The 13,542-nt window shown below is 37.9% G+C and carries 14 protein-coding genes; 13 read left to right on the forward strand and 1 reads right to left on the reverse strand.

Annotated elements, in window-relative coordinates; genetic code table 11:
- The first annotated feature begins 23 nt into the window (after positions 1-23).
- From AC2YJL_RS02740 to AC2YJL_RS02780, 9 genes are all read left to right on the forward strand, one after another.
- The gene (locus tag AC2YJL_RS02740) at positions 24-1,541 is read left to right on the forward strand and encodes a RecQ family ATP-dependent DNA helicase (protein WP_230933547.1); all 1,518 of its coding nucleotides are present in this window, start codon (positions 24-26) and stop codon (positions 1,539-1,541) included.
- Positions 1,541-2,146, forward strand: a complete 606-nt coding sequence (locus AC2YJL_RS02745; protein WP_230933546.1) for a CPBP family intramembrane glutamic endopeptidase — start codon at positions 1,541-1,543, stop codon at positions 2,144-2,146. The genes AC2YJL_RS02740 and AC2YJL_RS02745 overlap by 1 nt, the downstream gene beginning before the upstream one ends.
- Positions 2,147-2,235: 89 nt before the next feature.
- Positions 2,236-2,691, forward strand: coding sequence for a DUF2663 family protein (locus AC2YJL_RS02750; RefSeq protein WP_050688211.1), 456 nt, complete (start codon positions 2,236-2,238; stop codon positions 2,689-2,691).
- Between the two features lie 54 nt (positions 2,692-2,745).
- The gene (locus tag AC2YJL_RS02755) at positions 2,746-3,120 is read left to right on the forward strand and encodes a hypothetical protein (RefSeq protein ID WP_230933545.1); all 375 of its coding nucleotides are present in this window, start codon (positions 2,746-2,748) and stop codon (positions 3,118-3,120) included.
- Between the two features lie 20 nt (positions 3,121-3,140).
- Positions 3,141-3,908, forward strand: coding sequence for a metallophosphoesterase (locus AC2YJL_RS02760; RefSeq protein WP_230933544.1), 768 nt, complete (start codon positions 3,141-3,143; stop codon positions 3,906-3,908).
- Between the two features lie 107 nt (positions 3,909-4,015).
- The gene (locus AC2YJL_RS02765) at positions 4,016-4,927 is read left to right on the forward strand and encodes a MerR family transcriptional regulator (RefSeq protein ID WP_230933543.1); all 912 of its coding nucleotides are present in this window, start codon (positions 4,016-4,018) and stop codon (positions 4,925-4,927) included.
- A gap of 127 nt (positions 4,928-5,054) precedes the next feature.
- Positions 5,055-5,657: a genetic competence negative regulator gene (locus AC2YJL_RS02770; protein WP_013084906.1), complete on the forward strand. Its 603-nt coding sequence runs from the start codon at positions 5,055-5,057 to the stop codon at positions 5,655-5,657.
- Between the two features lie 357 nt (positions 5,658-6,014).
- Positions 6,015-7,280 (forward strand): Glu/Leu/Phe/Val family dehydrogenase, encoded by a 1,266-nt coding sequence (locus AC2YJL_RS02775; RefSeq protein ID WP_372586387.1) that lies wholly within the window; start codon positions 6,015-6,017, stop codon positions 7,278-7,280.
- A gap of 123 nt (positions 7,281-7,403) precedes the next feature.
- Positions 7,404-8,375: a YpdA family putative bacillithiol disulfide reductase gene (locus AC2YJL_RS02780; RefSeq protein WP_251568788.1), complete on the forward strand. Its 972-nt coding sequence runs from the start codon at positions 7,404-7,406 to the stop codon at positions 8,373-8,375.
- Positions 8,376-8,394: 19 nt separating this feature from the next.
- Here AC2YJL_RS02780 and AC2YJL_RS02785 read toward each other — a convergent pair whose 3' ends face one another.
- A complete protein-coding gene (locus AC2YJL_RS02785) occupies positions 8,395-9,366 on the reverse strand; it encodes an asparaginase (RefSeq protein WP_230933540.1) in 972 nt (323 codons plus the stop codon).
- A 198-nt stretch (positions 9,367-9,564) separates the two neighbouring features.
- On the opposite strand from AC2YJL_RS02785, the gene prsW reads away from it, so the two are divergent.
- From prsW to AC2YJL_RS02805, 4 genes are all read left to right on the forward strand, one after another.
- Entirely contained in the window at positions 9,565-10,215 is a 651-nt protein-coding gene (gene prsW / locus AC2YJL_RS02790) for a glutamic-type intramembrane protease PrsW (protein WP_230933539.1), read from the forward strand.
- A 146-nt stretch (positions 10,216-10,361) separates the two neighbouring features.
- A complete protein-coding gene (gene sleB / locus AC2YJL_RS02795; RefSeq protein ID WP_230933538.1) occupies positions 10,362-11,291 on the forward strand; it encodes a spore cortex-lytic enzyme in 930 nt (309 codons plus the stop codon).
- A gap of 17 nt (positions 11,292-11,308) precedes the next feature.
- Positions 11,309-12,658, forward strand: coding sequence for a germination protein YpeB (gene ypeB, locus AC2YJL_RS02800; RefSeq protein ID WP_014458333.1), 1,350 nt, complete (start codon positions 11,309-11,311; stop codon positions 12,656-12,658).
- A 155-nt stretch (positions 12,659-12,813) separates the two neighbouring features.
- Positions 12,814-13,479 carry a flagellar brake protein gene (locus AC2YJL_RS02805; protein WP_047930819.1) on the forward strand — a complete coding sequence of 222 codons (666 nt, stop codon included), beginning with the start codon at positions 12,814-12,816 and terminating at the stop codon, positions 13,477-13,479.
- The last annotated feature ends 63 nt before the right edge of the window (positions 13,480-13,542 follow it).

The following is a 13,542-nucleotide window of genomic DNA, read 5'->3' on the forward strand; positions in this document are numbered from 1 at the left end:
TACTAAAAAAAGTGGTGTTTGATGTGAAGATAGAACAACTTCTACAGAAACAATTTGGCTATAGCCAATTTCGACTAGGACAAAAAGAGATTATTCAAGATATTTTAACAGGTCATAATGTGTTAGCGGTTCTTCCTACAGGAACAGGGAAATCATTGTGCTATCAGCTCCCAGCTTATTTGTTGAACCGACCGGTGCTGATTGTATCTCCTTTAATTTCACTGATGGAAGATCAAGTTCAACAACTAAAGGCAAGCGGAGAAAAGCGAGTTATTGCCTTAAATAGTTTCCTACAACAAGAAGAAAAACAACGAGCGCTAAAAAATTTAGCTTTTTATCGTTTTATTTATGCATCTCCTGAAATTTTGCAAAATGGTTTTGTAGTAGAAGCATTAAAGCAGGCAAAGGTAGGCCTTTTCGTTGTGGACGAGGCGCACTGTATTTCTCAGTGGGGACATGATTTTCGTTTAGATTATCTACAGCTAGGAGATATATGGAAGGAACTTGGCAGTCCGCTATGTCTGGCACTAACGGGAACTGCGACTAGGGAAGTAGTGGAAGATATTAAGCGCTACTTATCGCTTCCTGCTGTCAACGAGCACATCTATTCCATGAATCGAAGTAATATTGCGATGAAAGTTGATTTTGTTGCAAGTATTGAAGAAAAAAAAGAGAAGTTACTGATGTACGTTAGTGAACTGCAAGGTCCGGGAATTATCTATTGTTCCAGCCGATCTTGGACAGAAGCATTAACACAGCTTCTAAAGGAAAATGGGATACAGCGAGTGCAGTATTACCACGGAGGAATGGAACCGAATGAAAGAATGCTTGTTCAACAGCAATTTTTAGAAAATCAGCTTGATATCATTTGCTGTACAAGTGCATTTGGAATGGGGGTTAACAAATCGAATGTTCGCTTTGTTATTCATTTTCATACACCTACGCAGCTAGAAGCATATGTACAGGAAATTGGAAGAAGTGGACGCGATCAGCGAAACAGTATTGCGATCTTGCTTTATGCTGAAGGAGACGATGATTTTGCTCATTCTTTACTTGAAATTGAGCTTCCTTCTTCAGATACCATCTTATACTGCTTGTCGTATTTACGAAACCATGATCAGGCCATTCCTTTAAAACAAGTAGAGTCTCACTTTCTTTATACAGTGGGTGTTCAAGAAACACATTGGCGATTTATTCGTTATTATTTGTACAGAGAAAATGTAGTGAAAAATGAACATGTTGAACCCTGGAAAATTCCTGAATCGATGTATGAAACGATTGTTGCAGCTGTAAATAAACGTCTTCGAAACAAATATGACAAGTATCGTGCGATGAAGGGGTTTATTGAGACAAAAGAATGCCGTCGTCACGTGCTGCTTGGCTATTTCGATGAAACGGGAAAATCAGAGCTTGAGAATTGTTGCGATTGCTGCGGTTTGAATTTAGAAAACTATAAAAAAACAAATGGTGAGCAGGAGCAATGGACATTTCAAGGCTGGGAATTAGAATTAGCTCGTTTGCTTCGTCAAGGAGAGATATAATGGCAAAATCACAGCAAGAGCTTATTTCATCCATGACAGATGCAGAGCTAGTTAAAAATTTATATGTAACACAGCTGCTCATCTGCTTCATTGCTTTAGGCATCGGTTTTTTTACATTCGATTCATGGAATTCCTTTTCGCAGTTTTTTCAGCTGGATTGGTCTTCTATTTTATTGTACGGGGGAGGAACAGCTCTCTTGGTAGTAGGAGGAGATATACTTCTAATGAAATGCGTACCTGAGCATTTATACGATGACGGAGGGATCAATGAACGTTTATTTGCTAATCGTTCTGTTCCTCATCTGATCCTTATTTGCCTAATCGTTGCATGTTCAGAAGAAATATTATTTCGAGGGATTATACAAGTTCAGTTTGGCCTCTTTTGGGCGAGTATTGTATTTGCACTCGTTCACATTCGATATTTAAAAAAGTGGTTTCTTTTTATTTCGGTTGTGTTTTTAAGCTTTTTAATAGGGTTACTTTTTTGGTGGACTGAAAATTTGTATGTCACGATTTTTACTCATTTTCTCATTGATTTTTTATTGGGCCTGCAGATACGAAAATCAAAAGGGGAATCTGCACAGCCAGAAGAACTAATGCAGTAAAGGTTAAGGAAACAGCCATTATTTTCAGTGCTACCCACATAATCTTTTATGTTCCCTCATATGTTGTACTAGCATACGAGGGGGGTGGAATGATGGAAAACAAAGTGACAGACTTTGAGAGCGATGAAACACTTCAATATATATTAGCGAGCGTTATTAAAAGAAAAGAGACAGTCAATAAGCTGAAAGCTAAAGAGAAAAAATGGAAGCTTTTGTTTTTAGCCAGTGTAACGGCTGTTATCAGCTACTTTTTTTTCCTATTTCAAAGCGGTTTTTTTACGACGTTTAGCGAATTTTTTTCGTTTTTGTTAGGCAACATGGGACATTTGATGTTTCTATTGCTTACCGTCTCACTTTACTTTTATACTGTACAGCTGCAGAAAAAAAGCGAGAAAGCAGAAAAGACTTTCCAAGATTTGCGCTGTGAGATTATTAAAAGAAGCAAAGAGCTATGGGCGACGCCTGAAACATGGGAGCACCGAAAAGAAACGTTCCGCTGGATGCAGTCAACCTATGGAATTAATTTATATCATGAAAACAAATAGAATCGCATGAAAAAGCCTCTTTTTACATAGAAGTTTAGTGAAGGGGGTTTTTTTGTGAGGGATTGGTTTAACTTGCTGGCTGCGTGGTTATGCAGTTATTATATCAGCAGTTTAACGGCTGTAGGCTCAAAAGCTTCGTTAACCTATTTACTTATTCAAATGATTTTACATCCGTTAGATGTGTTTAGTATTATAATCTTGTTTTTCACGGCTCTTTTTTGTCTGTCAGCGGCAGTTCGTAAAGTGTTTCTGCAAAGTCGGTTGCTTCTAAAAGGCTATAAGGTAAATTGGCATGAATACCTTGTTTCATGTCTATGTGTGATAGGAATTTTATGGTTAAGTGCAATTGCGCTTTATCAAGTAGTAGGTTTGTTAACAATTGCGATAATTTATGCCCTTTCTTCTTTAACAGAAACACATCGGGTATAAAATGAAAAGAAGGAGAATATATGGTTATTCTTTTAATGGTTTTAGCGTTAGGCATAGGCTTGCTGATTTTTATGTTTTCAGAAGCTCATCGTACATATGTGGAAGAAAGAACGATTCATTTATCAAGATTTCCTGAAAATCAGCAGCCTTTGCGCCTGTTTTTTATATCGGATATACATAAGCGAACAGTTTCGTCGAAGCTGTTGGAAAAAATACCGGGCGAAGTAGATTTTGTGATCATAGGCGGTGATTTACTAGAAGGAGGAGTCCCTTTATTGCGGGCTCGTCAAAATATTCAACAGCTTAAAACGCTAGGACCCGTCTATTTTGTGTGGGGAAATAATGATTACGAAGTAGATCAATTGCAATTGAAGCAGATGCTTAAAGATGAAGGAGTTATTGCCCTTAAAAATGAGCATGTCTTTGCCGTTTCTAAAGATGGTACTACATGCCACTTTGCAGGGGTAGATGATTTATCAGAAGGTCAGATGAATCTAAAGAGAGCTGTTTCTTCCATTGAACCTGAGCAGCTTACCATTCTTCTAAGCCATAATCCTGATGTTATCTATTATGTAGATGAAGAATTAAAAGTAGATTTAATTTTGAGCGGGCATACACACGGGGGACAGATACGCTTATTTAATTTGGGTATGTATGAATTAGGAGGGCTGAAAGAAAAAAGAAAGATTCCTCTTTTTGTGAGTAACGGATATGGTACAACCTCTTTGCCTCTCCGTTTACAAGCTAGAGCTCAAACGCATTATATCACTTTAAAAAGGAAAGAATAGCCTTGAACAAACTCTTTACATAGCATATACAAATTTTACACACAGGATAACTTATCCTATAATTCAATTAATAGATACAGTTCACGAAGAGTAGTTGGAGGTTACGTATGGCTCACGAAGGGAAGTATAATATTAAAGCCATCTCAAATATGGTCGGAATCCAGCCGGGAACTTTGCGTGCATGGGAACGACGCTATCAAATTTTAAATCCTGTCCGCAATGAATCCGGGCATCGGTTATATACAGAAGAAGACTTGCGGAAATTAAAATGGCTCACGGAAAAAGTGAGCGGAGGTTTTACCATCAGTCAAGCGGTTTCGTTATTAGAAACGGAAAGCAGTACAGTAGGAACCTTTGAAGAAGAAGGAGAAGTAGATTCCCCTCAAAAAATTAGGGATGAGCTGTTAACGATGCTTTTATCTTTTGAAGAAGGAAAAGCACAGGATTTAATTAATCATGCTTTTAGCCTGTATTCGGTAGAAAAAGTGGTTATTGATATTTTGGGTTCTCTACTCGTGACGGTTGGAGATATGTGGGAAAAAGGGCAAATTACAAGTGCTCATGAGCATTATACGACCCAAGTATTAAAAACGCGTATCAGCATGATTTTTTATTCGCTGCCTTCAAATGGCTTATTGCCTAAAGCGATTGCTGTATGCGGACCTAATGAGACACATGAAGTGGGACTCCTAGTCTTCACGCTATTTTTACGCCGTAAAGGGTTTGAGGTTATTTATTTAGGAAGCAGCATTGAAGATAAAGATGTTGAGTTAATTGTTAAAGAAGTAGACCCAACGTTTTTATTTATGTCATGCACAATGATGGAAAATGCCGAGAAAACACTAAATTTGACGAACCAAATGATAAAGAAATTCCCGCATCTCAAAGTAGGATTAGGCGGTTATGTGTTTGATGGTTTAGATAGCAAAAGAAAAGACGAGGCTCAGCCGTTTATTTTAGGAAATACGAAAGAAGAGTGGAACAGCTGGCTAACAAAAAAATTAGCAGAAATTGATTGAGAATAGCTTGTCTTTCCTATCATAAACCTGTAAACTCGTAAGTAAACATCACGAACCGTTTTCCAAAAAATACATATACTGTATTATCGAACCATGTGGTTATGAGTGCAAGCGGGGAGGGACGCTAATGAGGCTTGAACGATTAAACTATAATAAGCTAAAAGTTTTTTTGACCTACGATGATTTAAAAGAAAGAGGGTTAACAAAAGAAGATCTATGGACAGATACATTCAAAGTAAAACAGCTTTTTCGTGAGATGATAGAGCAAGCTTCTCAAGAACTGAACTTTGAACCTACAAATTCTCTTTCGGTAGAAGTTTTTTCACTTCAAGCACAGGGAATGGTTGTATTTGTGACGAAGCAGTATGAAGAAGAAACCAGCTACGGTGAGTTCGATGAAGACGAGTTCGAGGACTTCATTGAAATGCAGGTCATGCTAGATGAAAGCGAAGACATGTTTTTTGAGTTTGATTCATTTGAAGATGTCATTCAGCTGACCAAACGCATGTCAAACTTTTACGATACGGATAGCGTGCTCTATTCATTTGAAAAACGTTTTTACGTGCTGTTGGATTATCACATGCTGTCACCGGCTGAAGTTGGGAATATGATTGCGGTTTTGGCGGAGTATGGAAATCCCTCTACAATTACAAAGCACCGCGTAAATGAATATGGAAAAATGTTAGTAGAAAAGAGAGCTCTGGAGTATATTAACTCTGTCTTTTCTTAACTGTTTAATTGAAATAATTACACCCGTGAAGGATAAAACACTTTTATTAAAATAAGAGTGGCTGCACTTTCAGCTTGTACAAAGTTGTTGAAAGTGCTCTTTATCACCGGGTGTTTTTTATTTTTTTAAGACGATTAAAGCATACTAGAAAAGAGGCAGACTTAAAACATTGTAGCATACCTTGTAAAGTTATTGGAAGCGTTTTCTTGGAAGAACACAAAAAATACTAAAAGTTCGATATTTTCCTTTGCAATGTAAAACTAAGGGTGTATACTATGTCATGAAAGAAGCACCATTCAATTAAAAACGAATAATTTTCGATACATTTTAGGAGGTTTACAGATGGTAGCCGACAAGATGCAAGACAGTAAAAATAGTCAAGAAGAGAAGCATGATGTTTTAAAATCTACACAAACAGTGATACATAAAGCGTTAGAAAAACTAGGCTATCCTGATGAAGTGTATGAACTATTAAAAGAGCCATTACGAATGATGACAGTAAAAATTCCTGTTCGTATGGATGACGGATCAGTTAAGATTTTTACAGGTCACCGAGCGCAGCATAACGATGCAGTTGGTCCTACGAAAGGTGGAATTCGTTTTCACCCAAACGTAACTGAAAAAGAAGTAAAAGCTCTATCTATATGGATGAGTTTAAAATGTGGAATCGTTGACCTTCCTTACGGTGGAGGAAAAGGTGGAATTGTTTGTGATCCTCGAAATATGTCTTTTGGAGAATTAGAGCGTTTAAGCCGCGGATATGTTCGTGCGATTAGCCAAATTGTTGGACCAACAAAGGATATTCCAGCGCCGGATGTGTTTACAAATTCACAAATTATGGCTTGGATGATGGATGAATACAGCCGGATTGATGAATTTAACTCACCGGGCTTTATTACTGGAAAGCCCCTTGTCTTAGGTGGTTCGCACGGACGTGAAACAGCGACTGCAAAAGGAGTAACTATTTGTATTCGTGAGGCAGCGAAAAAACAAGGCATTGAATTACAAGGTGCACGGGTAGTAGTACAAGGGTTTGGAAATGCAGGAAGCTTTTTAGCTAAGTTCATGCACGACGCTGGCGCTAAAATTGTAGGGATATCCGATGCGTACGGAGCGCTGCATGACCCTAACGGTTTAGACATTGATTATTTATTAGATCGACGCGATAGCTTTGGTACAGTAACGAAATTATTCAATAATACAATCAGCAATAAAGAGCTGCTTGAACTTGACTGTGATATCCTAGTTCCAGCTGCGATTGAAAATCAAATTACAGAAGAAAATGCCCATAACATTCAAGCGAGTATTGTAGTAGAAGCAGCAAATGGACCAACAACTCTTGAAGCAACGCGCATCTTGTCAGAGAGAGGAATTTTATTAGTTCCAGACGTTTTGGCAAGTGCCGGCGGTGTAACAGTCTCTTATTTTGAATGGGTGCAAAATAACCAAGGTTATTATTGGACGGAAGAAGAAGTAGAAGAAAAGCTTGAAAAAGTAATGGTTAAATCATTTAATAACATCTACGAAACCTCTACAACTCGAAAAGTCGACATGCGTCTAGCTGCTTATATGATAGGCGTAAGAAAAATGGCGGAAGGCTCTCGTTTCAGAGGCTGGATTTAAAAACAGAACAGCAGAACAATTGCGTAAATAGAAAAAATCTCCTATCATTAATGAGGAGATTTTTTTGTTTTACACTGCGTTAAAATAAAAAAAGGTGCGTTTACAACTGAAGGAGTGACAGGCATGAAGAAAGAAAAAGTAATTATTGTTGGCGGAGGACCATGCGGCCTTTCAGCAGCTATTGAGCTTCAACATACAGGTATTGATGCCCTTGTAATTGAAAAAGGAAATATCGTGAATGCCATTTATAACTATCCGACCCACCAAACGTTTTTTAGTTCGAGTGAAAAACTAGAAATTGGGGATGTCCCTTTTATTACGGAAAATCGTAAGCCTGTGCGCAACCAAGCTCTTGCTTACTACCGAGAAGTGGTGAAGCGCAAGCAAGTTCGAATTCAGCCGTTTGAACGTGTCTTGCAAGTAGACAAACAAGCGGAAAACCAATTTAATGTCACAACATCTAAAGAGACGTATGAAGCGGAGAATGTCATTATAGCTACGGGCTATTACGATCATCCTAATTATATGAATGTTCCTGGTGAAGAGTTATCAAAGGTATTTCATTATTTCAAAGAAGCGCATCCGTACTTTGATAAAGATGTAGTCGTTATAGGCGGAAAAAACTCTAGCGTCGATGCAGCTCTGGAATTGGTGAAGTGTGATGCAAGGGTGACGGTTATTTATCGTGGCTCAGATTACTCCCCTAGCGTAAAACCTTGGATATTGCCTGAATTTGAGGCGCTGGTTCGAAATGGAACAATTGGGATGCATTTTAATGCTCATGTAACAAAGATAACGGATGAAACGGTAACATATGAGCAGGAAGGGAAAGAATCTACGATTCGTAACGATTTCGTTTTTGCAATGACTGGCTATCATCCTGATCATTCTTTCTTAACAAAAATGGGTGTGGAATTAGATGCTGAAACAGGCCGCCCTTCTTTCAACGAAGAGACGATGGAAACAAACGTGGAAGGAATTTATATCGCTGGTGTGATTGCTGCAGGAAACAATGCTAATGAGATTTTTATCGAAAATGGACGTTTTCATGGGAAATCCATTGCTTCTCATATTATCAATAAAAACAACGCATAGGCTTCTATGCGTTGTTTTACTAATGATTAAATAGCTGCTGCAGCTCATCATGATTCGTTGTTACTTGGAGAGCAACTAACAGTTTAATGCGTGCTTTAGGACCATTTAAGCCATTTGAAAAAATAACGCCCATCTCTTTCAACTGCTTGCCACCGCCTTCATATCCATATACATCTTGAGCAATTCCATTAAAACAGCGAGAAACGAGCACGATGGGTATCTTTCGCTTCAAAAGCAATTGAATGCCTGGAATTGTGAGAGGAGGTAGATTTCCTTGACCGAGGGCTTCAATTACAAGTCCATCAACATTCATTGAAGCCACTGCTTGAAACAAGTGGTCGTCCATTCCTGCATAAGCTTTTAATAAAGTGATTTGTTTATCTATTTGATTAACAGGATAAAATTCATGTTCTGTAGGCATGTGGTGAAAAGATACGCCGCGTTTTGTAATTAATCCTATTGGCCCATACTGGGGACTTTGAAATGTCGCCACGTTGCTTGTGTGGGTTTTGGTCACATTTTCAGCGGTATGAATTTCATCGTTCATCACAACTAAGACACCTTTTCCTTTTGCACCGTCACTAATAGCCACCCGAACCGCAGATATAAAATTATAAGGACCGTCTGAACCAATTTCATTGCTTGATCTCATGGCTCCAGTTAAGACAATTGGAATATCTGTATGCACTGTTAAATCTAAAAAATAAGCGGTTTCTTCCAGCGTATCCGTACCGTGAGTTAACACGACTGCATCAATCTTGCCTTCATTAATTTTATCGCGTATTTTCTTTGAAAGTATAAGCATTTCCTTAGGAGTAATGTGAGGAGAAGGCAGATGAAATGCTTCTTCTACGATTACATTGGCCATACTTGAAACAGATGATGTGGAGCGGTGAAGCGGATTTTGAATATCTGGTGTTACCGATCCAGTTGCCATGTCTTCTTTCATAGAGATTGTGCCGCCGGTGTGAAGAATATAAACAGTTTTCATAGAGAGCTCCTTTCAATTTTTCATATAAGTATGATACATTTTTTGGTATACTTGTTTAAGGTCTTTGTTAGGCTTTGTAAATCGACAGCAAGTTATGTGAGCATTTACATATAAAGATAAGGACATTATAGACGGAGATTTTCATCCTAAAGATAACATGTTACTATTAAAAAAAATAGAGGAGATGAGGCGCTATTTATGTTGGCGATTGTATCTGCAGGCATTGCGCCAGGATTGGCATTGTTAAGTTTTTTTTATTTGAAAGATGAATATGAAACTGAGCCTATTTCAATGGTATTAAAAACATTTATTTTTGGAGCAATGCTTGTTTTGCCAATTATGTTTATTCAATATGTATTTGGTGAAGAACACGTTTTTCAATCACCTTTTCTTCAAGCATTTTTTACGACAAGCTTTTTAGAAGAATTTTTCAAATGGTTCATTTTATATTTCACGATTTATCAGCATGTGGAATTTGATGAGCATTATGATGGAATTGTTTACGGGGCAGCTGTTTCATTAGGTTTTGCTACCGTTGAAAATATTTTATATTTATTTGCAAATGGTTTAGAATCAGCGCTAGGAAGAGCCTTTTTACCCGTATCTAGTCATGCTTTATTCGGCGTCATTATGGGGTATTATTTAGGGAAAGCAAAGTTTTCTGAAGGAAAGGAAAAAACGAAGTGGACGCTGTACTCCGTATTTGCGCCGCTCGTTTTACATGGAACATATGATTATATTTTAAAAACAATGGATCATTGGGTATTTATTATTATTCCATTTATGATTTATTTATGGTGGCTGGCATTAAGAAAAGTAAAAAAGGCCAAACAGCCATCGATTGTCTAGGCTCAGCTTGTAAATCTTTTTTGAGAGATTTACGAGCTGAGTTTTTTTCATTTCGGTAAATTTTGCGCATCTTGTATAAAAAAACAACCTTTACAAAAAATACTCCTATCATCTTATCAGTTACATACGATGTAGGAGGTTTTGTCATGTTATCATTTCGATGTTTTAAAAAGTATGCATGTCTCATATGCATATGTTCATTTATTGCAGCGTCCGTTGTGAGTCCAAAGGCCGCTCACGCGTTTTCAAATCAAGTCATTCAACACGGAGCAGTTGGAGATGACGTTATTGAGCTGCAGTCGAGACTTCAGTATTTAGGTTATTATAATGGGAAAATTGACGGTGTATTTGGATGGAGCACATACTGGGCACTGCGCAATTTTCAATATGAATTTGGCATTAAAAAGATTGACGGTTTAGCAGGCTGGCAAACAAAGATTAAATTAGCCAACGCGACAAAATATCACGAAAACTATGTGAAAAATCAAATTAGAAAAGGGAATAAGTTTACGCACTATGGCGGTCAGCCTCTTGATCAACAGTCTAAAGGAAGCCGTAGTGGGAAAAGCAGCGGGAACAATGGCCAGAAAAAAGCACAAAGCGGATCTTCTCAGGCAAAAAAACCTGCCAGTCAGCCGCAGCGTAATACGTCTAAAGGAAATTCTGAGCAACAGAAAGAAAAAGCACAAAAGCCAACAGCGGTGAATGTACCGAGCGGTTTTTCACAAAATGATATTCAGCTCATGGCAAATGCCGTGCATGGTGAAGCACGGGGTGAACCATATAATGGCCAAGTAGCCGTAGCGGCCGTTATTTTGAACCGAGTTAACAGTCCGTCATTTCCAAATACAGTCGCTGGAGTTATTTTTGAACCGCGTGCATTTACTGCCGTAGCAGATGGGCAAATCTGGCTTGAACCCAATCCAACATCTAAAAAAGCGGTTATGGATGCGATTAACGGATGGGATCCTACTGGGAATGCTATTTATTACTTTAATCCGGATACAGCAACAAGCGCATGGATTTGGTCACGTCCTCAAATTAAGCAAATTGGGAAACACATTTTCTGTCGATAAAGAGAGGTGAAGGAAACATGATTCGAACAATTTTAATTGTATTATTAGCTATTGGTGTTGTAGGTGTAGGGTATTGGGGGTACAGCGAACATCAAGAAAAAGATGCTGTGCTGCTTCAAGCCGAGAATACGTATCAACGAGCATTTCATGATCTGTCATATCAGCTAGATTTATTAAATGATAAAATCGGTGGCACGCTCGCCATGAGTTCGAGAGATCAGCTTTCGCCCGCGCTTGCAGAAGTATGGCGTTTAACTTCTGAAGCTCATAATAATGTAGGACAGCTGCCTTTATCGCTTTTACCGTTCAATAAAACAGAAGAGTTTCTTTCAGATGTTGGTGACTTTACGTATAAAGTGGCGGTAAGGGATTTAAGCAAATCCCCCCTAACAGATAAAGAGTATAAAACGTTAAATTCGCTTTATGATCAGTCAGGCGAAATTCAAAATGAAATGCGCCAAGTACAGCATCTAGTCATTGATAATAACTTGCGCTGGATGGATGTTGAGCTAGCCTTAGCTACAAAAGAAAAGCAAGGGGACAATACGATTATTGACGGATTAAAAACCGTTGAAAAAAGTATGGATTCTTTTGCCGAAACAGATTTAGGCGTTATGAATGCAACGAATGAGCAGGAAAAAAATGCTTTTCATCAATTAAAAGGCAGAGAAGTTAGTGAAGATGTTGCAAAACAAGTGGCGCGTTCGTTTTTGAATTTAAAAGGAAATGAACAAATTCATATTGTAAAGAGCGGAAAAGATGCCGATTATGAGGTGTACAGCTTAACCATTACAGATCCAAAGACTAAACAAGAGACGTATATGGATATTACACAAAAAGGTGGATATCCGCTTTGGGTGCTCGAAGATCGAGATATTAAAAAACAAAATATTAGTTTAAACGATGCTATGAACAAAGCGACTAAGTTTTTAAAAGATCATCGTTTTGAAAGCCTAGTAATGGCTGAAAGCGCTCAATATGATAACATGGGAGTTTTTACATTCGTAGAGCAAACGGAAAGTGGAGTTCGGATTTATCCGGATTCAGTTAAAATGAAAATGTCTTTAGAAGATGGATCTGTGATTGGTTTCTCAGCTAAAGACTTCTTATTAAAACATCGTACAAGAGATATTCCAAAACCTAAAATTTCGAAAGAACAGGCAAAAACCAAGCTGAACTCGAATGTAAAAGTGATGGAAGACCGCTTGGCAATCATTACGAATGATTTAAACGAAGAAGTGCTATGCTATGAGTTTTTAGGGACAATAAAAAATGATACGTATCGTATTTTCATCAATGCTGATACGGGTTTTGAAGAAAAAGTTGAAAAACTGCAAAACTCAGAACCTTTATATAATGAAGTGTAAAGTTGATAAAAACCGGTGTCTATAGACACCGGTTTTTGTGTTTTGTGATATTTTATTGAGTCTAAATGACTAATTTATATTTACAAAATAAATATATTTGACTATGTTTAAATAAAGGGAAAAAGTGTATATAGTGGAACTGAAGGAGAGAGAAGATGATAAAAGCGGGAATGAGGTTGACGTTAGAGAGCGGGCACAGAGAGTCTATATTACAACAAACATATCGATGTAAAGTAGTTGAGTTTACGGAAGACGTGATTTATATTAGCTATCCGCTAAATGAAGAAACGCAGCGAAGTGCTTTTTTACTAAAAGGTACAAAATTGCTTGCTACGTTTATTGGATATGATCAAAATGTATATACCTTTCCAACTGAAGTAACAGGGCGTGAAATAAAAGGCATGCCTGTTGTGAAGCTCTTTTACCCGGGCGATAAAAAGTTGAAATCTATCCAAAGAAGAAATTTTTTCCGTGTGCCGCTTACAGTGAAGGCGGTGATAGAAAGTGAACAAGAACAGCAGGACGTAATGGAAATCATGACTAAAAACATCAGTGCAGGTGGAATAGCCGGCTCCTTCCATCACTCGCTGCTTTTTAATGAAAAAGATTCGGTTGTTGTACGATTAAGTCTTCCTAATCGTGAGGGAGCTTTGCAGCATCTTGAATTAAAAGGGGAAGTTGTACGAATTACCGCCCCGACTTCTTGTAAAGTAGGTCAGCTATCTATTAAATTTATGGATATGGAAAAACAAACGAAGGAAATGATGATTCGTTATACCTTAAAGCGTCAGCTTGACCTAAGAAGAAAAGGTCTTCTTTAGCGTATAAAAAAAACTTCTCTTTCCTAAACTGTAAGCAAAGATATTACTTCTTACAAAAGGAGA

It is taken from the genome of Priestia sp. SRI_019 (assembly GCF_057586255.1).

Coding starts and splice junctions, on each gene's coding strand:
- AC2YJL_RS02785 (WP_230933540.1), bottom strand. CDS start 9,366: ATGAAAACTGTTTATATTCTTCACACCGGCGGCACAATCTCTATGAAA.
- AC2YJL_RS02745 (WP_230933546.1), top strand. CDS start 1,541: ATGGCAAAATCACAGCAAGAGCTTATTTCATCCATGACAGATGCAGAG.
- ypeB (WP_014458333.1), top strand. CDS start 11,309: ATGATTCGAACAATTTTAATTGTATTATTAGCTATTGGTGTTGTAGGT.
- AC2YJL_RS02780 (WP_251568788.1), top strand. CDS start 7,404: ATGAAGAAAGAAAAAGTAATTATTGTTGGCGGAGGACCATGCGGCCTT.
- AC2YJL_RS02750 (WP_050688211.1), top strand. CDS start 2,236: ATGATGGAAAACAAAGTGACAGACTTTGAGAGCGATGAAACACTTCAA.
- sleB (WP_230933538.1), top strand. CDS start 10,362: ATGTTATCATTTCGATGTTTTAAAAAGTATGCATGTCTCATATGCATA.
- AC2YJL_RS02765 (WP_230933543.1), top strand. CDS start 4,016: ATGGCTCACGAAGGGAAGTATAATATTAAAGCCATCTCAAATATGGTC.
- prsW (WP_230933539.1), top strand. CDS start 9,565: ATGTTGGCGATTGTATCTGCAGGCATTGCGCCAGGATTGGCATTGTTA.
- AC2YJL_RS02760 (WP_230933544.1), top strand. CDS start 3,141: ATGGTTATTCTTTTAATGGTTTTAGCGTTAGGCATAGGCTTGCTGATT.
- AC2YJL_RS02805 (WP_047930819.1), top strand. CDS start 12,814: ATGATAAAAGCGGGAATGAGGTTGACGTTAGAGAGCGGGCACAGAGAG.
- AC2YJL_RS02770 (WP_013084906.1), top strand. CDS start 5,055: ATGAGGCTTGAACGATTAAACTATAATAAGCTAAAAGTTTTTTTGACC.
- AC2YJL_RS02775 (WP_372586387.1), top strand. CDS start 6,015: ATGCAAGACAGTAAAAATAGTCAAGAAGAGAAGCATGATGTTTTAAAA.